At 66.3% G+C, this 24,666-nt stretch carries 22 protein-coding genes and 1 riboswitch; of the genes, 8 read left to right on the forward strand and 14 right to left on the reverse strand.

Annotation, left to right across the window (positions count from 1 at the left end):
• The first annotated feature begins 49 nt into the window (after positions 1-49).
• Positions 50-173: riboswitch (TPP riboswitch) on the forward strand.
• A 140-nt stretch (positions 174-313) separates the two neighbouring features.
• Both thiC and N4G42_RS04315 read left to right on the forward strand, forming a co-directional pair.
• Positions 314-2,191, forward strand: coding sequence for a phosphomethylpyrimidine synthase ThiC (gene thiC, locus N4G42_RS04310; protein ID WP_260666320.1), 1,878 nt, complete (start codon positions 314-316; stop codon positions 2,189-2,191).
• A gap of 193 nt (positions 2,192-2,384) precedes the next feature.
• Positions 2,385-4,043, forward strand: coding sequence for a methyl-accepting chemotaxis protein (locus N4G42_RS04315; RefSeq protein WP_056059188.1), 1,659 nt, complete (start codon positions 2,385-2,387; stop codon positions 4,041-4,043).
• A gap of 66 nt (positions 4,044-4,109) precedes the next feature.
• Here N4G42_RS04315 and N4G42_RS04320 read toward each other — a convergent pair whose 3' ends face one another.
• The 10 genes from N4G42_RS04320 to gspG all read right to left on the reverse strand — a co-directional run bounded on the left by N4G42_RS04320 (position 4,110) and on the right by gspG (position 13,748).
• Positions 4,110-5,498 (reverse strand): GspE/PulE family protein, encoded by a 1,389-nt coding sequence (locus N4G42_RS04320; protein WP_260666291.1) that lies wholly within the window; start codon positions 5,496-5,498, stop codon positions 4,110-4,112.
• Between the two features lie 13 nt (positions 5,499-5,511).
• The gene (gspD, locus tag N4G42_RS04325) at positions 5,512-7,794 is read right to left on the reverse strand and encodes a type II secretion system secretin GspD (protein WP_260666292.1); all 2,283 of its coding nucleotides are present in this window, start codon (positions 7,792-7,794) and stop codon (positions 5,512-5,514) included.
• 4 nt (positions 7,795-7,798) lie between these two features.
• Complete coding sequence (gene gspN, locus N4G42_RS04330) at positions 7,799-8,611, reverse strand: type II secretion system protein N (protein WP_260666293.1); 813 nt, start codon at positions 8,609-8,611, stop codon at positions 7,799-7,801.
• Positions 8,612-8,652: 41 nt separating this feature from the next.
• Positions 8,653-9,207 carry a type II secretion system protein M gene (locus N4G42_RS04335; RefSeq protein WP_260666294.1) on the reverse strand — a complete coding sequence of 185 codons (555 nt, stop codon included), beginning with the start codon at positions 9,205-9,207 and terminating at the stop codon, positions 8,653-8,655.
• Entirely contained in the window at positions 9,204-10,490 is a 1,287-nt protein-coding gene (gspL, locus tag N4G42_RS04340; RefSeq protein ID WP_260666296.1) for a type II secretion system protein GspL, read from the reverse strand. Before gspL ends, N4G42_RS04335 begins: the two co-directional genes overlap by 4 nt.
• 95 nt (positions 10,491-10,585) lie before the next feature.
• Positions 10,586-11,563 carry a type II secretion system minor pseudopilin GspK gene (gene gspK / locus N4G42_RS04345; protein WP_260666297.1) on the reverse strand — a complete coding sequence of 326 codons (978 nt, stop codon included), beginning with the start codon at positions 11,561-11,563 and terminating at the stop codon, positions 10,586-10,588.
• Positions 11,564-11,661: 98 nt separating this feature from the next.
• Positions 11,662-12,387: a type II secretion system protein J gene (locus N4G42_RS04350; protein WP_260666299.1), complete on the reverse strand. Its 726-nt coding sequence runs from the start codon at positions 12,385-12,387 to the stop codon at positions 11,662-11,664.
• A gap of 5 nt (positions 12,388-12,392) precedes the next feature.
• Positions 12,393-12,767, reverse strand: a complete 375-nt coding sequence (gene gspI / locus N4G42_RS04355; RefSeq protein WP_260666300.1) for a type II secretion system minor pseudopilin GspI — start codon at positions 12,765-12,767, stop codon at positions 12,393-12,395.
• Positions 12,764-13,279 (reverse strand): prepilin-type N-terminal cleavage/methylation domain-containing protein, encoded by a 516-nt coding sequence (locus N4G42_RS04360; protein ID WP_409557795.1) that lies wholly within the window; start codon positions 13,277-13,279, stop codon positions 12,764-12,766. The genes gspI and N4G42_RS04360 overlap by 4 nt, the downstream gene beginning before the upstream one ends.
• A 28-nt stretch (positions 13,280-13,307) precedes the next feature.
• On the reverse strand, positions 13,308-13,748 hold the full coding sequence (gspG, locus tag N4G42_RS04365) for a type II secretion system major pseudopilin GspG (RefSeq protein ID WP_015012575.1): 441 nt from the start codon (positions 13,746-13,748) through the stop codon (positions 13,308-13,310).
• Positions 13,749-13,820: 72 nt separating this feature from the next.
• Here gspG and N4G42_RS04370 point away from each other — a divergent pair, with 72 nt between their 5' ends.
• Positions 13,821-14,270: a type II secretion system protein N gene (locus tag N4G42_RS04370; RefSeq protein ID WP_260666301.1), complete on the forward strand. Its 450-nt coding sequence runs from the start codon at positions 13,821-13,823 to the stop codon at positions 14,268-14,270.
• A gap of 20 nt (positions 14,271-14,290) precedes the next feature.
• On the opposite strand, the gene N4G42_RS04375 is transcribed toward N4G42_RS04370, so the two are convergent.
• From N4G42_RS04375 to ilvA, 3 genes are all read right to left on the reverse strand, one after another.
• Positions 14,291-14,884, reverse strand: coding sequence for a histidine phosphatase family protein (locus N4G42_RS04375; RefSeq protein WP_260666302.1), 594 nt, complete (start codon positions 14,882-14,884; stop codon positions 14,291-14,293).
• Positions 14,881-15,687: an adenosylcobinamide-GDP ribazoletransferase gene (cobS, locus tag N4G42_RS04380; RefSeq protein ID WP_260666303.1), complete on the reverse strand. Its 807-nt coding sequence runs from the start codon at positions 15,685-15,687 to the stop codon at positions 14,881-14,883. Before cobS ends, N4G42_RS04375 begins: the two co-directional genes overlap by 4 nt.
• Before the next feature lie 80 nt (positions 15,688-15,767).
• Complete coding sequence (ilvA, locus tag N4G42_RS04385; protein ID WP_060984500.1) at positions 15,768-17,327, reverse strand: threonine ammonia-lyase, biosynthetic; 1,560 nt, start codon at positions 17,325-17,327, stop codon at positions 15,768-15,770.
• Between the two features lie 377 nt (positions 17,328-17,704).
• Between ilvA and N4G42_RS04390 the strand changes: the two genes are divergently transcribed.
• Positions 17,705-18,154, forward strand: a complete 450-nt coding sequence (locus N4G42_RS04390) for an OsmC family protein (RefSeq protein ID WP_260666304.1) — start codon at positions 17,705-17,707, stop codon at positions 18,152-18,154.
• A 93-nt stretch (positions 18,155-18,247) separates the two neighbouring features.
• On the opposite strand, the gene coq7 is transcribed toward N4G42_RS04390, so the two are convergent.
• On the reverse strand, positions 18,248-18,865 hold the full coding sequence (coq7, locus tag N4G42_RS04395) for a 2-polyprenyl-3-methyl-6-methoxy-1,4-benzoquinone monooxygenase (RefSeq protein ID WP_056646690.1): 618 nt from the start codon (positions 18,863-18,865) through the stop codon (positions 18,248-18,250).
• A 315-nt stretch (positions 18,866-19,180) separates the two neighbouring features.
• Here coq7 and N4G42_RS04400 point away from each other — a divergent pair, with 315 nt between their 5' ends.
• From N4G42_RS04400 to N4G42_RS04415, 4 genes are all read left to right on the forward strand, one after another.
• Positions 19,181-20,227 carry a porin gene (locus tag N4G42_RS04400; protein ID WP_260666305.1) on the forward strand — a complete coding sequence of 349 codons (1,047 nt, stop codon included), beginning with the start codon at positions 19,181-19,183 and terminating at the stop codon, positions 20,225-20,227.
• A 513-nt stretch (positions 20,228-20,740) separates the two neighbouring features.
• Entirely contained in the window at positions 20,741-22,321 is a 1,581-nt protein-coding gene (locus N4G42_RS04405; RefSeq protein ID WP_260666306.1) for an ABC transporter substrate-binding protein, read from the forward strand.
• Between the two features lie 137 nt (positions 22,322-22,458).
• Entirely contained in the window at positions 22,459-23,439 is a 981-nt protein-coding gene (locus N4G42_RS04410) for an ABC transporter permease (protein WP_015012584.1), read from the forward strand.
• The gene (locus tag N4G42_RS04415) at positions 23,439-24,656 is read left to right on the forward strand and encodes a M20 aminoacylase family protein (RefSeq protein ID WP_260666307.1); all 1,218 of its coding nucleotides are present in this window, start codon (positions 23,439-23,441) and stop codon (positions 24,654-24,656) included. Before N4G42_RS04410 ends, N4G42_RS04415 begins: the two co-directional genes overlap by 1 nt.
• Positions 24,657-24,666: the final 10 nt, after the last annotated feature.

A 24,666-nucleotide genomic window follows, 5' to 3' on the forward strand; every position in this document is an offset into this window, starting at 1 on the left:
CTGTTGATTGGGGGGCTCTGCTGCCCCGTTTTTCCTCTGCCCTATACTCGCGCCTGCTCCGGGGTGTGCTAATGCGCTGAGATGCGAGAGGCGTGAAGAAATTCAGGCGAGCTTGCGAACCCGACGAACTTGATCCGGTTCATACCGGCGGAAGAAGAGCCGACCTCCTTGTCCCCGTGCCTGCAGTTTTTGCTGGCACGCCATGCCCCAGGCGCTGCCGTACCTGGGGGGCGCACAGGTCCATTCCGGAGCAGACCCACCGCCACCGGAACCAGGAGACCTGCCCATGAACGCCCCCGACCCACACGCCACACTGGCTGCCCCTGAAAAGTTCGCCGAGCTGCTCGCACGCACCCGCGAACCCTTCCCCGCATCCCGCAAGGCCTATATCCCCGGCCATCTGCACACCGACCTGCGCGTGCCTGTGCGCGACATCGCGCTCTCCAACGGCGAGCTGGTCAGCGTGTACGACACCTCCGGCCCCTACACCGATCCCAACGCCGTGATCGACGTGCGCCAGGGCTTGGCCAGCGTGCGCGGTGGCTGGATCACCGGCCGTGGCGATGTGGAGCACTACGAAGGCCGCGCGCCCGTAGCGCTGGACGACGGCCAAAAGAGCGAAGACGCCACCCGCCTCGCCCAGCTGCGCGCCGAGGCCGCCGCGCTGCAGCGCAAGCCCCTGCGCGCCAAGGCGGGTGCCAATGTCACGCAGATGCACTACGCCAAGAAGGGCATCATCACGCCCGAGATGGAATACGTGGCCATCCGGGAAAACGGCAAGCGCGAGTGGATGGAGCAGTACATGGCCGACGCAGGCCGCGAGAAGCGCCTGATGGGCAACCCCCTGGGTGCGAGCATCCCGCGCATCATCACGCCTGAGTTTGTGCGCGACGAAGTGGCCCGGGGCCGCGCCATCATCCCCGCGAACATCAACCACCCCGAGGTGGAGCCGATGGCAATTGGCCGCAACTTCCTGGTCAAGATCAACGCCAACATCGGCAACTCGGCCGTCACCTCCAGCATCGAAGAAGAAGTGGAAAAGCTCGTCTGGGCCATCCGCTGGGGTGCCGACAACGTGATGGACCTGTCCACCGGCAAGAACATCCACACCACACGCGACTGGATCGTGCGCAACAGCCCTGTGCCCATCGGCACGGTGCCGATCTACCAGGCGCTCGAAAAAGTGGGCGGCGTGGCCGAGGAGCTGACCTGGGCGATCTTCCGCGACACGCTGATCGAGCAGGCCGAGCAGGGCGTGGACTACTTCACCATCCATGCGGGCGTGCGCCTGGCTTACATCCACCTCACGGCGCAGCGGCGCACGGGCATCGTCTCGCGCGGCGGCTCCATCATGGCCAAGTGGTGCATGGCACACCACCGCGAGAGCTTCCTGTACGAGCACTTCGAAGACATCTGCGACATTATGAAGGCGTACGACGTGTCGTTCAGCCTGGGTGATGGCCTGCGCCCAGGCTGCGCGTCCGATGCCAATGACGAAGCGCAATTTGCCGAGCTGCACACGCTGGGCGAACTCACGCAAGTGGCCTGGAAGCACGACGTGCAGACCATGATCGAAGGCCCCGGCCATGTGCCCATGCACATGATCCAGGCCAACATGACCGAGCAGCTCAAGACCTGCCACGAGGCGCCGTTCTACACCCTGGGCCCGCTGACCATCGACATCGCCCCCGGCTACGACCACATTGCTTCGGCCATTGGCGCGGCCATGATCGGCTGGATGGGGACGGCCATGCTGTGCTACGTGACGCCCAAGGAGCACCTGGGACTGCCCGACCGCGACGACGTGAAGCAGGGGATCATTGCGTACAAGATCGCCGCCCACGCGGCCGATGTGGCCAAGGGCCACCCCGGCGCTCGCTCGCGCGACGATGCGCTCAGCCAGGCGCGTTTTGACTTCCGCTGGCAGGACCAGTTCAACCTGGGCCTGGACCCCGAAACGGCCAAGGAATACCACGACGAGACCCTGCCCAAGGACTCGGCCAAGGTGGCACATTTCTGCTCGATGTGTGGCCCCAAGTTCTGCTCGATGAAGATCACCCAGGAGGTGCGTGACTTCGCCGCCCAGAAGGGCGTGGCCGAGGCTGAAGCCCTGGCCCAGGGCATGCAGACCAAGGCGGCCGAGTTCCAGAAAGGCGGGGGCGAGCTGTACATCCCGCTCAAGCCCGTGTGACAGCAGCGCAATAAGCGCAGCTACTGGCCCCGAGGATTCCCTGAAACAGGGTCCCGGGGCCGTGCTTACCCTGTGCGGTGGACCGCCTTGCCCGGCATATAGTCCCGCCCACCCCCGGCCCAGAAGGTGGGGGGTGTGTGTGGCACCAAATTTGCTATGCTGGACTGTCTGTTAAAAAATGTAAGGAAGAGCCATGAATGCTCTCGGCCGCTTCTCCATCCGCACGCGTCTCTACTTCGGAACCGTCTTTTCCCTGATCCTTCTGGTCGTCATTGGTGCCATGGGCTACGTGGCCCTGGACCGAACGCGCGGCACGCTGCAGGTGCTGTTTTCAGAACGCGTGCAGACGCTGACAGACATGTCCGAGCTGCGTACCACCCTGGGTGACCTGCGCCGGACCGAAAAAGACATCATCATCAACTTCAACAACTCGGTCGAGGTCTCGGCCCTGCGCGAGTCCTGGGCCAAAACCCTGACCTCCCTGCGCAAGCGCCTGGCCGATGTGCGGCAAGTGCAGTCGGGCGATGCCGAGTTTGTGGCCTCGATCGACAAATCGCTCGACGAGATCAAGCAGTACGAAACTGGCATCTCACCCATCTTCGAGAAGATCGAGGGCGCGCAGCTTGACGGCGCAGGGGGCGGCGCCTACGCCGACCGCCTGAAGGTCCACATGGAAGCCACCGACAAGCTGTTCTCCAGCCTGGCGGGTTCGGCTCGTGCGCAGATGGACGAGGCCCGCGCGGGTGTCGAATCGCGCACCTCCACCATGGCCGCGCTGATTGGTGTGGGCCTGGTGCTGGCGCTGGCGGTGCTGATTCCGCTCACGTTCTTCAGCGTGCGTTCCATCACAAAATCCCTCGGACAGGCGCAGGAGCTGGCCGAACGCATTGCCAGTGGCGACTTGTCGCGCGATGTGGCGGCCATGAACCAGGATGAAGTGGGCCAGCTGGTAGGCGCCATGGGCCGCATGCAGGACTCGTTGCGTGACCTGGTGCGCCAGGTGCAGGACGCGGCGGGCAACATCTCCACCGCCAGCTCCGAGATCGCCAGCGGCAACCATGACCTGAGCCACCGCACCGAGCAGACAGCGGCCAACCTGGAAGAGACCGCCTCATCGATGGAGGTGCTGACCAGCACCGTGCAGCAAAGCGCCCAGGCCTCGCGCCAGGCCAGCGACTTTGCCTCGTCCGCCGCCGAGGTGGCTGCACGCGGCGGCGCCGTGGTGTCGCAGGTGGTGACCACCATGGACCAGATCACCACCAGCTCGCGCAAGATCGCGGACATCACGGGCGTGATCGATTCGATTGCGTTCCAAACCAACATCCTGGCGCTCAACGCGGCGGTGGAAGCCGCCCGTGCCGGTGAGCAGGGCCGTGGCTTTGCGGTGGTGGCCAGCGAGGTGCGCAACCTGGCGCAGCGCAGCGCCGAAGCTGCCAAGGAGATCAAGGGCCTGATCGGTTCGTCGGTGGAGCGGGTCGAAGACGGCTCGCGCCTGGTGAGCCAGGCCGGCCAGACCATGACCGAGATCGTGAGCAGCGTGCGGCGCGTGTCCGACATCATTGCGGAGATCACCGCTTCGTCGGCCGAGCAAAGCGACAACATCGGCCAGATCAGCCAGTCGGTCACCCAGCTCGACCAGATGACCCAGCAGAACGCGGCGCTGGTGGAGGAGTCCACCGCAGCGTCCGAGTCGCTGCGCGAGCAGGCGCACCACCTCAACAGCGCGGTCAGCCAGTTCAAGCTGCAGGATGGCGCGACGGCATCCCCGGCGTTTAGCACCTCGGCACCCGCAACGCCCGCCGCACCTGCGATGGCCCAGGTGGGGCGCCGGCCCGCGCTGCAGATCCGGTAGTTTGAAGTGTTTTTGGCTGGTAGCGCTAGTGCTTCATGCGCTAACGGCTATCAAAAACGTAGCAAATCAGTCTCGCGTCACCCGCAGCACTTCTTCGCGGCTGGTGATGCCGGCGGCAATCAGGCGTTCGCCGTCGTCCCGCATCAGCGCCATGCCACCCGCCAGCGCTGCGGTGCGGATGTCGGCCTCTGAGGCCTGGTTGTGGATCTGTGCCCGGATCGCGTCCGTGGTCACCAGCAACTCGAACACGCCCGTGCGGCCGGTGTAGCCCGTCTGGCCGCAGTGCTCACACCCGCTGCCGTGGCAGTGGCTGCAGAACTTGCGCACCAGGCGCTGTGCCAGCACGCCCAGCAGCGACGACGACAGCAGGAACGGCTCCACGCCCATGTCCGTCAGGCGCGTGACGGCGCTGGCGGCGTCGTTAGTGTGCAGGGTGGCCAGCACCAGGTGACCCGTGAGCGAGGCCTGGATGGCAATCTGCGCGGTCTCGAAGTCGCGGATTTCGCCAATCATGATGATGTCTGGGTCCTGCCGCAGGATGGCGCGCAGGGCCTTGGCAAAGGTCAACTCGATTTTGCTGTTGACCTGGGTCTGGCCCACGCCCGGCAGCTCGTATTCGATGGGGTCTTCCACCGTCATGATGTTGTTGCGCGTGGCGTCGAGCCGACCCAGCGCTGCATACAGCGTGGTCGTCTTGCCCGAGCCCGTGGGGCCGGTGACCAGGATGATGCCGTGCGGCTGGCCGATCAGGCCCTCAAAGCGGCGCAGGGTGTCGCCCTGCATGCCCACGGCCTCCAGGCTCAGCTTGCTTTCACTCTTGTCCAGCAGGCGCAGCACGGCGCGCTCGCCGTGCGCGCTGGGTAGGGTGGAGACGCGCACGTCGATGGCGCGCGTGCCCAGACGCAGGCTGATGCGGCCGTCTTGGGGCAGGCGTTTTTCGCTGATGTCCAGGTCGGCCATGATCTTCAGGCGCGAGATCAATGCGGCATGCAGCGCGCGGTTGGGCTGCACCACTTCGCGCAGCGTGCCGTCCACGCGAAAGCGCACGCTGCTGTGGCGCTCGTAGGGCTCGATGTGGATATCGCTCGCGCCGTCGCGCGCGGCCTGCGTGAGCAGGGCGTTGAGCATGCGGATGATGGGCGCGTCGCCCGCTGATTCCAGCAAGTCCTCGACGGCCGGCAGCTCCTGCATCATGCGCGAGAGGTCGGCGTCGCTCTCGACCTCGCTCACCACGGTGGCGGCGCTCGATTCGCTGTGCGAATAGGCCGCGCTGATGCGCTGGGCCAGGGCCGGGGCATCGAGCGGCAGCAGCTGCTGCACGGGGTGCTTGCGCAGCACTTCGGACAGCGCGCCCGCGTCGGGGCTGGGGCCGTGCCACAGCACCAGCTGGTGGCCGTCGTCCTCCAGCAGCAGTTGGGCGGTGCGGGCAAAAGCGTAGGGCAGGGGGTGGCGCATGCGTGGCGACCCTTCAGCGTGGCGAAGTTTCTGCGGGCAGCGGGGCGAGCGGCTGCGCAGGCACCGTGGCTGCGCCGGGCTCTGCGCGCTGTGGCAGCGCGGGCAGGATGGGCGCGCCGGACACCGACTTCATCACCACGCTGGGGGCGGGCTGCGTGGTCTGCTGCAGCGCGCGGATGGCCTCGTAGCGGTCCATCATCAGCGCGTCGCTGGTGGCGTTGTCACGCACCACAATGGGGCGCAGGAACACCATCAGGTTGGTCTTGTTGCGGGTGCGGTTCTCGCTGCGGAACAGGTTGCCCAGCACCGGGATGTCGCCCATCACCGGCACCTTGTCCTGGCCTTGCGAGTAGCTGTCTTCCAGCAGGCCGCCGATCACGATGATGTTGCCGTCGTCCACCACCACGTTCGACTCGATGGAGCGCTTGCTGGTGGTGGGGCCGTTGGCGTTGCTCAGCGTGGCGGTGTCGATCTTGGAGACCTCCTGGTAGATGGCCATCTTCACGGTGCCGTTCTCGCTGATTTGCGGGCGCACCTTGAGCATCAGGCCCACGTCTTTGCGCTCCACTGTGGTGAACGGGTTCACCGTGCTGCTGCCCGTGCTGTTGGCGTACGAGCCGGTCACGAAGGGCACGTTGTTGCCGATGATGATGCGCGCCTCTTCGTTGTCCAGCGTCATCAGGTTGGGGGTGGAGAGCACATTGGCGTCGCCGCTGTTCTGCAGGAAGTTCGCCAGCGCGCCCAGGTAGTACTGGCCGTTGACGCGTGGCGCCAGCGCCAGGTTCAGCCCCTTGCCCAGCGAGCTGGCCGCCGAGGCGATGGAGGTGGTGGAGCCCGAGGCCAGCGCGGCCGTGACTCCCAGGATGTTGGCGCCCGCCTGGCCGGAGTTGGTACCGATCACGCCCACGGTACCATCACCGTTCTTGCCCAGAACGCCTTGCCACTGGATGCCGAACTCGGCCACCTTGTTGGCGGAGACCTCGACGATCAGGCTCTCGACCAACACCTGCGCGCGGCGGCCGTCGAGCTTGTCGATCACGTCGCGCAGCTGGCGGTACAGCGGCTCGGGCGCCGTGATGATGAGCGAGTTGGTGGTGGGGTCGGCCTGGATCTGCCCGCCGGTGGAGGGCTGGTTGTTGTTGGTACTGCTGGTGCCCATGGCGCTCGCGCTGGAGCCCAGGCCGCCGGTGCTACTGTTGCTGCCGGACGAGCTGCCGTTGGTGGACAGCATGCCGCCGGTGCTCAGCCCCGTGCTGGGTGCGGGCGCGCTGGCACCGCCACCGCCACTGGCCGCGCCGCCATTGTTGCCGCCCATGGCCGCCATGGCGGCGCGCAGGGTGGTGGCCAGCTTGGTGGCGTCGGCGTTCTTGAGGTAGACCACATGGATGTTGCCGCTGGCGGCGCTGCTGCCCGGCGCAGGCGCCTGGTCCAGCTGGGCCACCAGCGCGCGCACCTGGGCCACGCGGGCCGGGTTGGCGGCGCGCAGGATCAGCGAGTTGCTGCGCGGCTCGGCAATCAGGGTGGTCTTGAACGACGTGTCGGCTTGGCCGGGCGCGGCCGCAGCGGCGGCGCCCCCGTTGGCGCTGCCACCGTCGATCAGGCGCGACACCAGCGGTGCCAGGTCGCTGGCAATCGCGTTCTTGAGCGGAATCACCTCCACATCGCTGGCGTTGGACACATCCATGGCCGCCACGATGCGCGCCAGGCGCTGCAGGTTGTCGGCGTAGTCGGTGATCACCAGCGAGTTGTTGCCGGGGTTCACGTTGATGGTGTTGTTGGGGCTGATGAGCGGGCGCAGCACCGGCACCAGATTGGCCGCGTTTTCGAAGTTGAGCTTGAAGATCTGCGTGACGATCTGCCCACCGCCGGGTGCGCTGCCCGCGTTGCCCTGCACCACGCTCACGCTGCCGCCCTGCAGCTTGGCGTCGGCCTCGGGCACCACCTTGTACAGGCCCGCCGCCTCCACCACCGTGAAGCCCTGCAGCCGCAGCGCGGCCAAGAACTGCTGGAACGCGGCGGCGGGTGTCACGGCGCGCTCGGTCACCAGGTTGAGCTGGCCTTTCACGCGCGGGTCCACCACCACGTTGCGGCCAGTGATGGTGGCCATGGTGCGGGCCACGGCCTCGATCTCGGCGTTGGCAAAGTTGAGCGTGACGGGTTCGCTGGGGCGCACGCTGCCGGTGCGGGTGTCCACTGCCGTTTGGGCACCAATTTGGCCGCTGGCGCAGGTAAGTATTGCGCTGGCAGCTATTGTTTTGAGAGTAAAGCGCAGGCGTGGAGCAAACAGGAAAGTCATAGATTCAACCCACGGTGATGATGGAGCGCGCGCCATTGCGCCGTCCGATGATGTTCAGAAGATTGGACAGTGCGGCCTCCCGCTCGGGGGCGGCACTGGCCTCGCCCGCAAAGCGCAGGCGGTTGCCCACCCACTGGCCGCTGCCGCTGAGTTGCAAAGCCCCGTCGAGGGTGCTGAGGGCGAGCGTGGGCACCTCGCCGCCCTGCAGCACCAGCCGGTAGCTGCCCATGGGGCGCAGGGTGGACAGGCGTGAGGACATGGCCCGCGCATCCAGCTGGGCCTCGCCCGACAGCACCATGCGGCCAGCGGCCCATTGCACGGCCAGCGCGCGGGTCTGCAGCGCCAGCTGGCCCTGCGGCTGTAGCGTGTTCCAGGGGGTGCCCAGGCCCGCCAGCAACGCGGCGGGCCACTGGCTCTGGCCGTCGGCCAGGGTGATTTGCGGGCCGGCCCAGCGCAGGTGCACCTGGGCTTGCAGGGGCTCCGCCGTGCAGCAGCCCGCTTGCAGCCGGGCGCGCAGGCCGCCCCAGGTGGGGCGCAGCTGCCAGTCCACCCGGCCGGGGAGGGCGGCGCTGTCTTTGCTGGCCTGGCCGCCGGTCAACACCAGCTGGGCCGATCCGGTCCACACCGTGCCGCGTGGCTGCAGCAACTGCACCTGCCCCTGGGTGGCGCGGGCCACGCCGCCGGCCAGCCAGTGCGCGGGCGCAAAGGCCACCACGGCGGGCAGCACGCCCACCAGCGCACCGGCCCATGCCCAGCCCCACGCTGTGCGGGGGGCGGAGCGGGGGGCGGGGCGTGTCGGACGGAGGTTGCGGGCCACGGTGGGGAGGGTGTCGTTCAGGGCGGTGACGGAGCGGCGGGTCAGCGGGCGGGTGCGGCGGGCAGGGCCAGCACCACGGTGCCATCCCAGCGGGGCATGGCCACGGGCGTGCTGCCCAGGGTGACGGGCGCATTGCCAGTCGGCGCCGCAGCAGCAGGAGCAGCGCTGCGGGTCAGGCGTGCTTCGAGCGGCGTGGCGCGGGCATTGCTGCGGGCCTGGGCCAGCCACTGGGCCAACGCGTCGGCCGATGCGCCTTTGAGCGTGACCGTGGCGCGGTCGCCCGCCACGTTGAGCTGTGCCGTGTTGCCCAGGCGCTGCGTGAGGGCGGTGCGCAGCGCGCCCACGGCATCGCCGGGGCTGGTGGCGGGGGTGGCCTGCAGCTGCTGGGCCTCGGCCTGCAGGCTTTGCATGCGCTGCAGTTGAGCATCGAGTGCGGCGTGCCGCGCGGGCGCGGCGCGCAGGGTGCCGAGCGCGGGGGCGACGGCCACCCACCACAGCAGGGCCAGCGCCACCACCGTGCTGGCGGCCAGCACCAGGTTCTGCTCGCGGGGCGCCAGGGCTTTCCAGCGGTCCTGGAGGGCGGAGGTTCGGGTCATGGGCTCACCTCGGTGCGCAGCAACAGGCTGCCATCGTCCATGCGGGCGCGGTACCCGGCGGCTTGCAGGCGGCCAGACACCACGGATTCTTCATCGGGCGCCAGCGTCACGCCACGCAGGCGCAGCTCGCCGGGCGTGTATTCGATGCTGCTGGGCAGGCGGCCATCGGGCAGCGCCGCACCGGCTGCTGCCAGCAGGGGCTCCAGGTCGCGCGCCGACACGCTACCGGCGGCCTGCCGTAGCTGGGCGAGCTCGCGTTCCATCTGCACCGGCGCATCGACGACCACCTGCACCTTGGGAAAGGTCTGGGTCAGGGTGTTGCGCACGCTGGCCTGCTTGGCAGTCAGTGCCTGCCGTTCTTGCCAGGCCCAGGCGTTCAGCCCCACCAGGTGTGCCACCACCAGCACGCCAGCGCCCCAGCGGGCGGCACGCCACTGCGGCGCGTACAGCGCCGCGCTCAGCGCGCTGCCCACCTTGCGCAGCGCGCGGGTGCTGCTGGTGCTGGAGAGGTCGAACTGCGCCAGGTCCCAGTCGCCACGGGCGGCATCGAGCGCGCGCTGGCTGGTGGTGTGCAGCGCAATGCGTTGGCCTTGCTGGCCCAGGGTGCGTTCGGCCAGCGCGGCCACGGCGGGCTCGGCGCGGACCATGAGGGCCAGGTCGTCGCCTGCCTCGGCGGCCGGCAAACCGGTACGCGCCAGCGTCAGGGCCATGGGCGTCAGCGGCAGCACCGCCACGCCCTGTTCGGCACCATGGCCAGTGAGCACCACGTAGGCCTCTTCGGGCGTGCCCAGGGCACACAGCTCGGGCTGGCCGCTGGCCGTGGGGCCGGGCGCAAATTCGGGCACCACGCGGGCCACGCGGCGGCCTGCGGCCTCCAGCGTCTGCAGGTGTTCGCGCAGCCATGCGCGGTCGCACACGGCCACCCACACCGGCTCGCCAGCCTGCGCGCGGCTTTGTGCGCCGGGCTGCAGCGCAAAGTGCAGTTGGCTGGCATCGTCCAGCACGCGGTCTTCAAGTAGGCCTTCGAGCACGGAGCGCAGCCGGGGCGTCTGCTGGCCGGCACCCAGCGGCACACCGGCCGGAATGGTCACGCGCTGCCACGACAGCGCCCGTGCGGGCACCACAGCCACGACCTCGCCGCCGGGGCGGGTGGGCTCGGGCAGCAGGGCAGCGGGTGCGGTGGCGTGCTGGAGGGCGGAATGGCCGTCTGCCGTGAGCGTGTAGGCGTACTCGGAGGCGGGTCCCGGGCGTGCCGGCGGCAGGAAAAGGATCAGGGTGCTCATGGGCGGGTTTTGCGGGCCATTTTAGGGGGCGGGCGTGACACGGCGGCGGTGTGGGTGGTGCGGTGTTGAGGGTTGTTGTGCCTCAGAACAGGTTCTCAACGCTGCGCCCCTGGCAGGGTTTGCGTGGTTTCCCGGTCGAAGGCCCCGCGCTCGCGCCACAGCGTGGTCACGTCGATGCCCTGTTTGCGCACCAAAGAGCGCTCATCCACCATCGCATCGCCCAGGCGCAGGCGGCCCCGCACTTCAAAGTACGACGAGGCCACGGCATGGGCGCTTTCGTTGATGTCGATGCTGGCACCCACCAGGTCGCGCACGTCGCTGAGGGTGCGGAAATGCCGCGCTTCGCGGGCCTGCACGATCTTCTGGGCCGTGGCGCTGTCCAGCCCGTCGATGGCGGCCATCAGCACGTTGATGTCGGCGGTGTTCAGGTTGACTGGGGTGCGCACGGGCAGCAGCGTCACATGGGGGGCGAGCGCCGCCACCGTGGCCGGGGTCAGGCCCAGCCAGCCTAGCTGGCTCACGCTGGGGGGCAGCAGGGGGGCGGAGCCGCTGTCGGTGCCTGCACCCGCCTGCGCGCGGCGCAGGCCGTCGATGAGGGTGCTCAGCTGCTGGCCGGGCAGGCCCAGGCGCTCGAACAGCCGGGTGAACTGCCGCAGGGCCACGGCCTGCACCTGCCCACCTTCTGCGAGGTTGGTGATGTTCAGGCGGCCCTGCAGGTCGGTGATCTGGCCCGAGAGGAAGGCCTCGGCGGTGTCGGTGCTGGCGTCGTCCACCTGCGTCACGTTCTTGTCGGCCGCGAGGAAGGTGGACAGTCGGGCCTCCTGCAAGGGAATGGCCCAGGGCTCGGCCAGGTGGTCGGCCCCGCCGGAGCGCCCGTCCTCGCGCAGGATCAGCCGCGACCAGTCGAGCGCGCCGATCAAGATCCACGCGGACTGCACGCGGCCGCGCTCGGCCGTCTCGACCTCCACCGCGCGCCACTGCTGCCACATCGCGGCGGCCGCAAAGGTGGCGACCAGCGTGACGGTAAGCATGGCGGCGAGCAGTGCGGCGCCGCGCGCCCTGTGTCTGTGCAATGGGCGCTGCCGCAGCGAGTGCCACCGTGGAGCTGGCTTTGCCAGGCCACGGGTGGCGTCCCCCTGGGGGGATGCGGTGCAGCCGCTCAGGGGGGTACTCACGATCTGCCTCCGCCCAGCACGGGGTTGACCCAGTCACGCGTCAGCTGCCCCGTCAGCGCCTGGCCCGGGGGCAGGGTGATCTGCAAACGAATGCCGTCCGGGATGGCCGAGGTGCTGTCGCCCGTCGGGGTGCCCGTGCTCGACTGTGGGTTGGACCATGCACCGCCCCGGTAATAAAAGATCTGCCAGCTGTCCAGCGGCAGCAGCGTCACCTCGTAGCGCCGCTCGGCGTCGCCCGGCGTGCGCGCCCACTGGGCGGCCTGCTCCCAGGCCTGCCGCCAGTCAGCACGGGTGCGCACTGGCGGCGACTGCCAGCGCAGCCACTGGCCCACGCCCTGGTTGTTGTTGCGGCGGGTCCAGGCCACCACCAGCGCCCCCTCGTCGGGCACGGCGCTGCTGCGGCGGGTGAGGCGCAGCACCTGGCCGTCCCAGTCCAGCGGCGTGGTGTTGGCGATGGACACCAGGGCGTCCAGGTCCGTCCCCCACTGGCCCAGCGCGGCCTGCAGCACCAGCATCTCGTCCGCCCGCTGGCGCGTGGACTCCTGCGCCCGCACCATGCCATCGAGCCCGCGCCAGCTCAGGATGGCAATCAACGCCATCACGCTGATGGCGACCAGCAGCTCGATGAGCGTGAAGCCGCGCGCACCCCGGGCCTGCGCCACGGGGGCCGCGCCATCGTCCTCACTGAAAGGGGGGCGCGCGAAGCGACTTGGGGGAGACATCACCATCAATACCGCCCGATGATGGTGGAGAGGCGCAGGATGGAGTTGTCCCCATCCAGCACCTGTGCATCGATGCGTCGAAAGCTCGGGTTGGGTGTGGGCCGCACGATGGTCACCACCTGCAGCTGGCGCCCGGCCTGCTCGCAGGTCAGGCTGCTGTCCCCCACGCTGGGCATCTGGCGCGAGAGGCGGGCCTTGACCAGTTCGTTCTCCGCGCACAGCTGCCCGAGCACGATGTCGGACTGCCGCAGGGCGTTGCGCGTGAGTGCCGTCGTGGCCTGCAGCCCCGCCATGAGGGCAATGGCCACGATGGCCAGCGCCACCAGCACTTCCACCAGCGTGAAGCCCCGGTGGCTGACAGGGGGGCGGCGCGTCCTCACTGCACCGCATCCACAGAAAACGGGCGCACTCCATCAGTGGCAATGCGCAGGGTGCGGTCGGGGGAGGACTGGTGGGTGATCAGCACCTGCTGCGGGCCGATCAGGGGCTCGGGGCCCAGTTGCAGCACCGCTGGTCCGCGCACCACGGTGCCGGGGTCCAGCCACTGGTTGGGCAGAGCGGCCTGCGCGTTGCGCGGCAGCCCTTCAAAACGGAACCCCCCCGGCAGCGCGCGCCACCGCACCGGGATGCCCCCGGCGCGCGACTGGGCGCGTGCGGATTCGAGCAGCGCCGCCAGCCGCGCGGCCTCCCGCTCCAGCTGCGTCTGCCCGCCATCGCGCATCGCCAGCCCCACGCCCGCCGTGGCCAGCGCCATGATGCTGATGACGACCAGCAACTCCAGGAGGGTGAAGCCCCTCTGAGCCTCTGCACGGCTTCTTCCGGGGGAGAAGACGCCAGTGGCCTGGCAAAACCAGTTCCACGGCGTCCCTCGCTGGGCGCATGCCCGTTTCATGGGGCTGGGGCACCTTGGCAATGAACGGTCACTGCCAGCTGCCAATATCGGCGTCCTTGCCTTCGCCGCCCGACTGGCCATCGGCGCCGAACGACATCACGTCGATCTCGCCCTTGATGCCAGGGTTGAGGTATTGGTAAGGGCGGCCCCAGGGGTCGTTGGGCAGCTTTTCGAGGTACAGCTTCCAGTTGCCCGGCACGGGGCCCGCAGTGGGCTTGATGACCAGGGCTTGCAGGCCCTGTTCGGCCGTGGGGTAGCGCTGGTTGTCCAGGCGGTAGAGCTTGAGCGCCTGCATGATATTGGTGATGTCGGTGCGGGCGGCCGTCACGCGGGCATCGTCGGCACGTTCGAGCACGTTGGGCACGATCAGCGCGGCCAGCACGCCGATGATCACCAGCACCACCATCAGTTCGATGAGGGTGAAACCACGGGCCACGGACTTGGCAACGCGGCGCGGGGCGGAGCGCACGAGGAGGGAGAAAGAAGTGTTCACTGCTGGCGGTCTCTCGGATGGTCGAATCGCCTGAATCATAATCTCCGCATGGTGACCAATACGTACAGCAAATGGGGCGTCCGCCTGGGGACTCTGGTGCTCTGGGCAGCAGCCGGCGCCAGCGTGGTCTATTGGGGGCTGCGTCTGTCGGCGCCTTCGTCCGCATCCACCGCGCCGGCCGTGGCGCCTGCCCCCGTGGCCATGGATGCGCAGGCGCTGGCGCGTTTGCTGGGTGCAGCACCTGCCGCCCCTGGCGTGGCAGCACCGGTGGCGCCTACCGCAAGCCGGTTCACGCTGATCGGCGTGCTGTCGGGGCGCAGCAGCGGCGGCGGGGCCGCATTGATTGCCGTGGACGGCAAGCCCGCCAAGCCCTTCCGCGTGGGCGCTGCCGTGGATGAGGGGCTGGTGCTGCAGGCGCTGGGCCCCCGCCAAGCGCAACTGGGGGCCAGCATGGGCGGGCCTGCCACGGTGACGCTGGAGATGCCGCTCAAGAACTAGGGACCTGCTGGCCTACAGCTTCAGGCCAGTTCCCTGATTTCCCATTCCCCCCAGCCCGGCGCCGCCACCGGCCAATCCTCTGAGCGGGGCAGGGCGCTCTCACCCCGCTCCTGCAACCAGGCCACGCAGCGTGCCACCCCGGCGTGGGTGATCCACACCACCTCCTTCACGCCCAGTTCGGTGCGCCACGCCTGGGCGGTCTGCAGGGCGGCCGCCACGCGGTGCAGCATGTGGGCCAGGCTTTCGCCCCCGCCGGGTGCGTGGGTGGCGAACCCGGCTACCCAGGCATCGATGGCACTTTTGCCGATGGCGTCCCAGGTTTGCCCTTCCCAGCGGCCGAAGCCCATCTCGCGCAGCCGGGCGTCGGGGGTGAAGGTCAAATCGGGTCTGAGCGCTTTTAATTCATGCGCTAGCAGCTCACATCTTTGTAGCGTGGAATGCGCCACGCGCGCTCCGGGAGGCAGTGCCGTTGCCAAGCGCTCTGCCGCAGCGCGGGTGGCCTGCGCATCCGCCGGCACGTCCAGAGCGCCGTAGCAGGTGCCCGGGGCAACCAGCGGGGCCGCATGGCGCACCAGCCACAGGCGGCTGCTGGCGGTGGCGTGGGAGGGCGTCATAGCCATCGCAGTGCGATGGCCGCGCCCAGGTAGAACCCGATCTCACTCACCTGCTGCGTGGCGCCCAGGCAGTCGCCCGTGAAGCCTTGCAGCCGCCGGGCGAACCAGCGCGCCATCCAGGCCGCGCAGAGCGCGCTGAGAGCGATGGGTGCTACTAAAAAGAGAGCTGATTGGGCATGTCCGACTAGCACCAGGGGCGGAAAACACCACAAAAGCGCCGCAACCAGTGCCGGGCCGGAGATCTGATCGGCCAGCGGCTTGCTTTTGGAGCGCGCCGTGTCGCCCACATGCGGCAGGCTGCGCACGATGAGCAGGGGCCAAAAGCGCGACAGCACATGCGCGCCCACCAGGGCCGCCAGTGCCACCGGCAGGCTGTGCGCCCCCAGCAGCGCCAGCAGGCTGAGCTTGGCCAGTAACGCCAGCACCAGCGCCATGGCCCCGAAGGCGCCGATGCGCGAGTCCTTCATGATGTCCAGCGCGCGTTCGCGGTCGTAGCAGCCGCCCAGGCCGTCGGCCACGTCGGCCAGGCCGTCTTCATGGAAGCCGCCCGTCATCAGCACCGTGGCGATGGTGCAGAACACCGCCGCCACGGCCGGGGCCAGCGGGTTGGGCGCCAGCGCCCAGTGCAGCGCGGCGTACACGGCCGCAGACAGCAGCGCCGCCAGCCAGCCAATACCCGGAAAGTGCGCCGCGCTGGCCCGCAGCATGGCCGGGCTGTAGCCCACCCAGTTCGCCAGCCGCCCGGTGACGGGGATGCGGGTGAAGAACTGCACGGCCAGCAGGTAGTGGCGCAGGGATTGCATGGTGTGCAGTGGGGGTTCAGTGCTTCTGTTTTGATAGCTGTCAAGGCATGTTCAACTAGCGCTTGCAGCCACTTTGGGCATTATTTGGAGCGCAGGAACAGGCGGTAGGCCGGATTCAGCGTTTCTTCCACATAGGGGTAGCCCAGCGTGGCCAGGAAGGCGTCGAAGGCCGCCTTGTCCTCGGGCGGAACCTGCATGCCCACGAGGATGCGGCCATAGTCCGCGCCCTGGTTGCGGTAATGGAACAGGCTGATATTCCAGGTCGGCTGCATCAGGCTCAAAAATTTGAGCAGCGCACCGGGCCGCTCGGGGAAGGTAAAGCGCATCAGGCGCTCGTCCTGCGCCAGCGCCGAGTGCCCGCCCACCAGGTGGCGCAGGTGTTCCTTGGCCAGCTCGTCGTGCGTCAGGTCCAGCGCCTCGAAGCCGTGGCGGTTGAAGTTCTTGGCGATCTTTTCCGATTCGCCCTTGCCGTTGGTGGTCAGGCCCACAAACACATGGGCGCGGGCGGCGTCGCTGATGCGGTAGTTGAATTCGGTCACGTTGCGCGGGCCGCCGGGCAGGCCGCCCACCACCTCGCAGAAGCGGCGGAAGCTGCCGCGCTCTTCGGGGATGGTGACGGCCAGAAGCGCCTCGCGCTCCTCGCCCACTTCGGCGCGCTCGGCCACAAAACGCAGCCGGTCGAAGTTCATGTTGGCGCCGCACAGGATGGCAGCGTAGGTCTCGCCCTTGGTCTTGTTCTTGGCCACATATTGTTTGATGGCCGCCACCGCCAGCGCGCCAGCGGGCTCGACGATGCTGCGCGTGTCCACAAAGATGTCCTTGATGGCGGCGCAGACGGCGTCGGTATCGACGGTGATGTAGTCATCCACCAGGCCCTGCGCCACGCGGAAGGTTTCCTCGCCCACCAGCTTCACGGCGGTGCCGTCGGAGAACAGGCCCACATCGGCCAGCGTCACGCGCTTGTGGGCCTGCACCGACTGGATCATGGCGTCCGAGTCGTTCATCTGCACGCCGATCACCTTGATCTCGGGCCGCACGGCCTTGATGTAGTTGGCCACGCCCGAGATGAGGCCGCCACCGCCGATGGCCACGAACACGGCATCGAGCTGGTTGCTTCCCAGGCTTTGCAGCTGGCGCAGGATTTCCATGGCGATGGTGCCCTGGCCGGCGATCACGTCCGGGTCGTCGAACGGGTGCACGAAGGTCAGGCCCTGCTCTTTTTCCAACTGGACGGAGTGGCCGTAGGCGTCGGAATAGCTCTCGCCAAACAGCACAACCTCGCCGCCGAGCGTCTTCACAGCGTCAATCTTGAGCTGCGGCGTGGTGGTTGGCATCACGATCACGGCGCGGGTGCCCAGCCGGTGGGCGCTCATGGCCACGCCCTGGGCATGGTTGCCAGCCGAGGCGCAGATCACGCCGCGCTGCAGCTGCTCGGGCGTGAGGTGCGCCATCTTGTTGTACGCGCCCCGCAACTTGAAGCTGAACACGGGCTGCTGGTCTTCGCGCTTCAGGAGTACCTTGTTGTGCAGGCGGCGGCTGAGGTTCTTGGCGGGCTCCAGCGCCGACTCCACCGCCACGTCGTACACGCGGGCAGTCAGGATTTTTTTGAGGTAGTCGGCGGGGGTGAGGTGCTGGGTCATGGCAGGTGCAGGAGGAGAGCCCCACCGGCGCAGGGCAGCGGGCGGGGGCCCACATCATAGGGCGTCGCCCTGGGGAGGGGCCGAGGCCTCTGGGCGGGCGGCCTGTTGCGGCGCGGGGCGACCGGGCAAAAAAAAGCCCCGGGCCGTGAGGCCTGGGGCTAATCCATCCTTTGAGGAGATGGAGGAGACAATCGGTGCGAGGCAAGTGCCGGATTCCGGGCTTCTTGCCGCCTGCCGGTTCCTTTCTGTTCGAAAGCGGCAGCGCATGGGCGAAGTTTAGCGCGAGTCTTGTTGCGATGCAGCAAAATTCGCATCAAATTCTTTTCGTTTCGGTTTTCCGTGCGAAAAAAACCACGTGTCACACAGGAGAAACACAAATGGAATGCACAGTCAGTTGGACCGGAGGGGCGGGGACCCGCTCCGGCATGGGTTTTGTGGCCGAAACCGGCAGCGGCCATGTTTTGACCATGGATGGCGCCCCCGATGCCGCCAACCCTGCCAACGGCGGCCAGAACCTGGCGCCCCGGCCCATGGAGACCGTGCTGGCAGGCACGGGCGGTTGCACCGCCTATGACGTGGTGCTGATCCTCAAGCGCGGCCGCCATGACGTGCGCGGCTGCAGCGTCAAGTTGACGACGGAACGCGCCGAGACCGACCCCAAGGTGTTCACCAAGATCCACATGCACTTCACCGTCACGGGCAAGGGCATCCCCCCAGCCGCCGTGGAGCGCGCGATTACCATGAGCCACGACAAATACTGCTCGGCCAGCATCATGCTGGGCAAGACGGCCGACATCACCACCGGCTACGAGGTGCTGGAGGCCTGACGAAGTCGTGGGATGGTCAGGACTGCCCAGTTGAGCGGGCTGCTGTGCGTATGTTTTTGGTGCGCCTGCTGCCTGCGTGAGCCAGCTTGGGGTTCAAAGATAGTGCGCCGTGGTGGTCATGACCTTCGCGGCGCCTTTCATGGCAAGGCGCACCGGGGCGGGCAATTCCAGCGCACCGGCGGCGCGGGCCTGGTCTGCGTGCCGCTCCTCGTCCTGCTTCATCCGGGCGACCACGGCCCTTGATGCCTGATCCTGCTCGGGAAGCCGGTCGAGGTGGCTTTGCAGATGCGCTGCCACCTGGGTTTCTGTTTCCACCACAAACCCCAGGTTGGCCCGGTCACTGACCTTGGCAGCCACCAGCCCGAGCGCAAAAGCCCCTGCGAACCACAGAGGGTTGAGCAGGCTGGGGCGGGCACCCAGCGCGTCCAGGCGCTGTTGCGTCCAGGCCAGGTGATCGGTTTCTTCGCGCGCCGCTGCCTGCAGGTGGTCCCGCAGGGCGGGGTCACGGGTGACGGCCGCCTGCGCACTGTAGAGTGCCTGAGCGCACACTTCCCCCACATGGTTCACGCGCATCAGGGCTCCCGCCAGCTTTTTCTGCGCAGGATCCAGCGACGCCTCGGGCACACCGTGGGCCGGTGTCTGCTCGGAAGCGCGGGGTTGGGCAAACAGTGTGCGCAGCGCGTTGTCTGCGGCAGTCAAAAAAGCGTCCATGGAAAGCTCTCGGATGGCAATGGTGTCGAAACACAAATTGCACTTGGATACAAAAAACCACAAGGCAAGGCACAGGAGTTGCATGCAGCAATCGTGATTTTGCCCGTGCGCACTGAAATGTTGCAACACTGCAACGAATTTCCCCTTTCGGGGCGATTGTGGGTGAATTCCTTTGCGAAACCGGTCCGGGTCTGGTGCAATAAGAGCAACTTCCCCACCAGGAGGTTGGCCCGGGAAACCGGCGGGACTGTGCAGGTGCTTTCACCATAGACCCCCCGTACCGGAGCCCGATGTTTAACCTTGGAGTAACTCGCAATGAAAAAATCCCTGATTGCCCTGGCTGTGCTGGCTGCTTCCGGCGCTGCAATGGCTCAATCTTCCGTGACCCTGTTCGGCGTGGTTGACGCAGCCTACGCTTACGGTTCCGGCAGCGTCTCTAACAAGTCGCAACTGACGAACTCCGGCTACAACTCCAGCCGTCTGGGTTTCCGCGGCGTTGAAGACCTGGGTGGTGGCATGGCCGCTTCGTTCTGGCTCGAAGCTGGTCTGAACAACGACAACGGCACCGGCAGCGTTACCAACACCAACAACCAAGCAGCTACCAGCACTGGCGGCGGCCTGACTTTCAACCGTCGTTCGACGGTCAGCCTGAACGGCGGCTTCGGTGAAGTGCGTCTGGGCCGTGACTACACGCCCCAATACTGGAACCTGGCCGTGTTCGATCCGTTCGGCAATGTCGGTGTTGGCACCAGCCAAACTCTGAACTCCAGCCTGGGTGGCCCTACCACCATCCGCGCGTCGAACTCCATCGGCTACTTCCTGCCTGGCAACCTGGGTGGTTTCTACGGCCAAGCCCAGTACTACATGGGTGAGAACAACAGCAACGCTGCCAACAAGAAGGACGGCAACGGCCTGGCACTGCGCGCTGGTTACGCTAACGGCCCCATCAACGCCGCTATCGCTTTCTCCGAAACCAAGTTCCTGGCTGGCAACATCAAGGCTGTGAACCTGGGCGGTCAATATGATCTGGGCGTGGCCAAGATCATGGCTCACTACAACCAAGACAAGATCAGCGGCGGCAACGACGGCAAGGGCTTCCTGATCGGTGGTCTGGTGCCCGTGGGCGCTGGCGAAGTTCGTCTGGCCTACTCCACCTACAAGATCGACACCGTTGGTGCTGATCCCCGTTCCAACAAGCTGGCTCTGGGCTATGTGCACAACCTGTCCAAGCGCACGGCTCTGTACGCAACGTACGCTCACCTGACCAACAAGAACGGCGCTGCACAAGCTCTGAACGGCGCTGTGACTGGTGTGAACAGCAACTCCAACGGTTACGACTTCGGTATCCGTCACAGCTTCTAATATCGTCAGCTGGCTTTGGCCAGTTGTTGATATACAAGCTCAAAAGCCGCCCTCGGGCGGCTTTTTTCATTTCTCGGGTTGTTTGCTTGTTTGTTTTGTCCCTGAGAGAGCCTTTGTCGGTGTGTTTGGGTTGATTCCAATTGACTCCATGGTTGGTGTTCCAGGGATGAACGCTCATGAGGAGCTTTGGTTGTGTTTTGCGGACGGTTGTCTCCATGCGCCGGGTGTTCCCGTAGCGACTAGGGGCTCAAGAACCGCGGTTAGGAGGCCCAACGTCGGTACATCGGCCCAAAATTTATTGAAAAGGTGTCGATGCGATATCGCCCTCGTGAGCAACCGCATGAGTGCCAATGGGTACTCGCGAAAGCAAAGTTTTAGCTGGCACCAACCTTGCATGACGAAAGCGGTGCCAGCGCAGTTATAGGCCCTTCATAGCACCGGGGATTCAGGGATTTCCCGTTGGCTATAGAGCAACCTTTACTGCATAGTAAAATTTTTAATCAAGAGGGTTCCATGAAACTCAACCACAGTCTTTTGGCGGTGGCTGCGGCCGCCGCGCTGCTGTTTGCGCCATCACTGCAAGCCAAGCCCTTCAAATGGGCCAGTCAGGGGGAAATCGCGACTTGGGACATTCACTCCCAGAACAATGCGCTGCAAAACGGCCTTCATGCCAACGTGTATGAAAGCTTGGTGTACTACAACAGCAAGACGTTTGATGTGGAGCCCGTGCTGGCAACAGCCTGGAAGGAGATCAGCCCCACGCAGGTGCGTTTTACGCTGCGCCAGGGCGTCAAGTTCCATGATGGTTCGCCGTTGACCACGGACGATGCGGTGTACTCCATCCAGCGGGCCATGGCCAAAACGTCCAACTTCACCCCCTATGTGCAGGGCATCAGCAAAGTGGTGAAGGTGGATGCTCAGAACTTTGATGTGATCCTGTCTTCGCCCAACCCGGTGTTGCTGCGTCAGATGACCGAGTTGCGCATCATGAGCAAGGCATGGGCCGAAAAGAACAAATCGGTGGAGCCCAAAGACATCAAGGGCAACGACGAAAACTTCGCCCACCGCAATGCCATGGGGACAGGGCCTTACACCCTCGAGTCGTGGCAGCCTGATGTGAAGATGGTGTTCAAGCGCAATCCCAACTGGTGGGGCAAGATGGACGGTAATGTGACTGAGATCGTCTACACGCCCATCAAGTCTGCAGCCACGCGCATTGCCGCACTGCTGTCGGGTGAAGTCGATCTGGTGCTCGACCCGTCGCCCCAGGATCTGGGCCGTCTGCGTGCCAGCCCTGACCTGAAGGTGATTGACGGCGTGGAGAACCGCACGATCTTCCTGGGCATGGACCAGTTCCGCGAAGAGCTCCCGGGCTCGAACATCAAGGGCAAGAACCCGCTCAAGGACGTGCGGGTGCGCAAGGCGCTCTACCAGGCGATTGATGCCGAAACCATCTCGCGCAACATCATGCGCGGCCTGGGCAAGCCCACAGGCACCATCGTGGCGCCCCAAGTGGCCGGCTACACCGAGGCCGTGGGCAAGCGCTTCCCGTACAGCGTGGATGCGTCCAAGAAGCTGCTGGCCGAGGCGGGTTACCCCGATGGTTTTGAAGTGGACTTCGCCTGCCCCAACAACCGCTACATCAACGACGAAGCCATCTGCCAGGCCGTGACAGCGATGTGGGCGCGCGTGGGTGTGAAGGCCAAGCTGCGCACGCTGCCGCTGGTCAACTACTTCCCGATGATCCAGCGCTACGAAGCCAGCATCTACATGCTGGGCTGGGGCGTGCCGACATTTGACGCGCTGTACAGCCTGCAATCGCTGGTGCGCACGGTGGGCCAAGGCGGTGACGGTAACTACAACGTGGGTCGCTACAGCAACCAGCGCATGGACTACCTGGTGGACCGCATCAAGGCCGAGACCGATGCACCTGTGCGCGCCCGTATGCTGACCGAGGCGCTGCAACTGTCCAACGACACCGTGTCCCACATTCCTCTGCATGACCAGGTGATCCCATGGGCCATGAAGAAGAACATCGAACTGGTGCACCGTGCCGATAACCGCGTGGACATGCGCACCGTCAAGGTGAACTGATTTATTCTTGACTGACTGAAAGCAAGGGCCGTGCGGCCCTTGCTTTCTTTGGTATATCTGACGATGTATTGACCCGCAGTGCCTCGGCCACCAAAAGTGGCGGTGGCACTTCCATCGAACACTCACTCGACTCTCTGATGCTTGCCTTTATATTGCGCCGCCTGATACAGGCTGTGATTGTCATGGTCACGGTGGCCTTCATCTCCTTCATGCTGTTCCAGTACGTGGGAGATCCCGTGGTGTTCCTGTTGGGCCAGGATGCCACCCCTGAGCAGATTCGCGAGCTGCGCAGCGCCCTCGGCCTGGACAAATCCTTCTTCGTGCAGTTCTGGCACTTTCTGGTGAATGCGGCGCAGGGCGAGTTTGGCCTGAGCCTGCGCCAGGGCGCCAAGGTATCGCGCCTGATTGCCGAGCGCTTCCCGGCCACGCTGGAGCTGGCCCTCGTAGCGGCCCTGCTCGCGCTGGTGATTGGTGTGCCGATGGGCGTGTATGCCGCCCTCAAGCGTGGCACTTTCACCAGCCAGTTGTTCATGACCCTGTCGCTGCTGGGCGTGTCCCTCCCCACCTTCCTGATCGGCATCTTGCTGATCCTGGTGTTTGCGGTGCACCTGGGCTGGTTCCCCAGCTTCGGCCGTGGCGAAGTGGTGCAGCTGGGCTGGTGGAGCACCGGCTTGCTCAAGGCCAAGGGTTGGCATCACATCACCTTGCCTGCGATCACGCTGGCTATCTTCCAGCTCACGCTGATCATGCGTCTGGTACGGGCTGAAATGCTGGAGGTGCTGCGCACCGACTACATCAAGTTCGCCCGGGCGCGCGGCCTGTCCAACCGGGCCATTCACTTTGGCCACGCCCTCAAGAACACGCTGGTGCCTGTGCTGACGATCACCGGTCTGCAACTGGGTGGCCTGATCGCTTTCGCCATCATCACCGAGACCGTGTTCCAGTGGCCAGGTATGGGCCTGCTGTTCATCCAGGCCGTCACGTTCGCCGACATCCCCGTGATGGCCGCTTACCTGTGCCTGATCGCGCTGATCTTCGTGGTCATCAACCTGGTGGTCGACCTGCTGTACTTCGCGGTCGATCCCCGCCTGCGCGTGGGCAAGGCAGGAGGCCACTGATGCAAGGCCCTCGTTGGAAAGCCGGTGGTCGCGCCTTCGCGCACATCGCGCAGTACCACCCCGAGTTGACGGCGCTACGGCGTGACCTGCACGCCCATCCCGAGCTGGGTTTTGAAGAGATCTACACCAGCAAACGCGTCAAGGAAGCGCTGAAGCTCTGCGGTGTGGATGAGATCCACGACGGGATCGGGCGCACAGGCGTGGTGGGCGTCATTCGGGGGCGCAGCACGGCCAGCGGCAGCATGGTGGGCCTGCGCGCCGACATGGATGCCCTGCCGCTGACCGAACACAACGACTTTGCCTGGAAGTCCTGCAAGCAGGGCCTCATGCACGGTTGCGGCCACGACGGCCACACCGCCATGTTGATTGGCGCCGCGCGCTACCTCGCGGAAACGCGCAACTTCGACGGCACCGCCGTGCTGGTGTTCCAGCCAGGCGAAGAAGGTTTTGCCGGCGCCCGCGTGATGATGGAAGATGGGTTGTTTGACCGCTTCCCCGTGCAGTCCATCTTTGCCATGCACAACTGGCCCGCGATGAAGCCCGGCACCGTGGGGATCAATGCCGGGCCGATGATGGCTGCTGCCGACCGTTTCACGGTCGAGATCACTGGGCGTGGCGGCCACGGCGCGCACGCCTACCAGACGGTGGACGTTGTGCTGGTCGCGGCCCACATCATCACCGCAGCTCAGAGCATCGTTTCGCGCAATGTGCGGCCCATCGACAGTGCGGTGGTCAGCCTCTGCGCGATGCAGGCAGGCGACCTGGGTGCCTTCAGCGTGCTGCCCGGCACGGCCACGCTGGTGGGCACCGTGCGCACCTTCGACCCGCTGGTGCAGGAGATGGTGGAGAAGCGCCTCAAGGAGTTGTGCAGCGCCATTGCGCTCGGCTTCGGTGCCACGGCCACGGTGCACTACGAACGCATCTACCCCGCCACCATCAACAGCGAAAGCGAAGCCATCTTCGCGGGCGATGTGGCCGAGTCGCTGCTGGGGGCCGACCACGTGGTGCGCGACCTGGAGCCCAGCATGGGCGCTGAAGACTTCTCTTTCATGCTGCAGAACAAGCCGGGGGCTTACCTGCGCATTGGCCAGGGCACAGGGTCGAGCGGCAGCGCCTTGCACAACAGTCGGTATGACTTTAACGATGACATCCTGCCGCTGGGCGCTGCGCTGCACGCCAGCCTGATCGAGCAGGCCATGCCGCTGCCCGCGCTCTGATCAGGCGCGG

Source organism: Acidovorax sp. K2F (genome assembly GCF_025246485.1).
Classification (GTDB): Bacteria; Pseudomonadota; Gammaproteobacteria; order Burkholderiales; family Burkholderiaceae_C; genus Acidovorax; species Acidovorax delafieldii.

Excerpts from the sequence above, each read along its gene's own strand:
- N4G42_RS04350 (WP_260666299.1), bottom strand. The coding sequence starts at position 12,387 with ATGTCTCCCCCAAGTCGCTTCGCGCGCCCCCCTTTCAGTGAGGACGAT.
- N4G42_RS04415 (WP_260666307.1), top strand. The coding sequence starts at position 23,439 with ATGCAAGGCCCTCGTTGGAAAGCCGGTGGTCGCGCCTTCGCGCACATC.
- N4G42_RS04410 (WP_015012584.1), top strand. The coding sequence starts at position 22,459 with ATGCTTGCCTTTATATTGCGCCGCCTGATACAGGCTGTGATTGTCATG.
- N4G42_RS04360 (WP_409557795.1), bottom strand. The coding sequence starts at position 13,279 with ATGAAACGGGCATGCGCCCAGCGAGGGACGCCGTGGAACTGGTTTTGC.
- N4G42_RS04375 (WP_260666302.1), bottom strand. The coding sequence starts at position 14,884 with ATGACGCCCTCCCACGCCACCGCCAGCAGCCGCCTGTGGCTGGTGCGC.
- N4G42_RS04370 (WP_260666301.1), top strand. The coding sequence starts at position 13,821 with ATGGTGACCAATACGTACAGCAAATGGGGCGTCCGCCTGGGGACTCTG.
- cobS (WP_260666303.1), bottom strand. The coding sequence starts at position 15,687 with ATGCAATCCCTGCGCCACTACCTGCTGGCCGTGCAGTTCTTCACCCGC.
- N4G42_RS04400 (WP_260666305.1), top strand. The coding sequence starts at position 19,181 with ATGAAAAAATCCCTGATTGCCCTGGCTGTGCTGGCTGCTTCCGGCGCT.
- ilvA (WP_060984500.1), bottom strand. The coding sequence starts at position 17,327 with ATGACCCAGCACCTCACCCCCGCCGACTACCTCAAAAAAATCCTGACT.
- N4G42_RS04390 (WP_260666304.1), top strand. The coding sequence starts at position 17,705 with ATGGAATGCACAGTCAGTTGGACCGGAGGGGCGGGGACCCGCTCCGGC.
- N4G42_RS04335 (WP_260666294.1), bottom strand. The coding sequence starts at position 9,207 with ATGACCCGAACCTCCGCCCTCCAGGACCGCTGGAAAGCCCTGGCGCCC.
- N4G42_RS04315 (WP_056059188.1), top strand. The coding sequence starts at position 2,385 with ATGAATGCTCTCGGCCGCTTCTCCATCCGCACGCGTCTCTACTTCGGA.
- coq7 (WP_056646690.1), bottom strand. The coding sequence starts at position 18,865 with ATGGACGCTTTTTTGACTGCCGCAGACAACGCGCTGCGCACACTGTTT.
- N4G42_RS04320 (WP_260666291.1), bottom strand. The coding sequence starts at position 5,498 with ATGCGCCACCCCCTGCCCTACGCTTTTGCCCGCACCGCCCAACTGCTG.
- gspL (WP_260666296.1), bottom strand. The coding sequence starts at position 10,490 with ATGAGCACCCTGATCCTTTTCCTGCCGCCGGCACGCCCGGGACCCGCC.
- N4G42_RS04405 (WP_260666306.1), top strand. The coding sequence starts at position 20,741 with ATGAAACTCAACCACAGTCTTTTGGCGGTGGCTGCGGCCGCCGCGCTG.
- gspD (WP_260666292.1), bottom strand. The coding sequence starts at position 7,794 with ATGACTTTCCTGTTTGCTCCACGCCTGCGCTTTACTCTCAAAACAATA.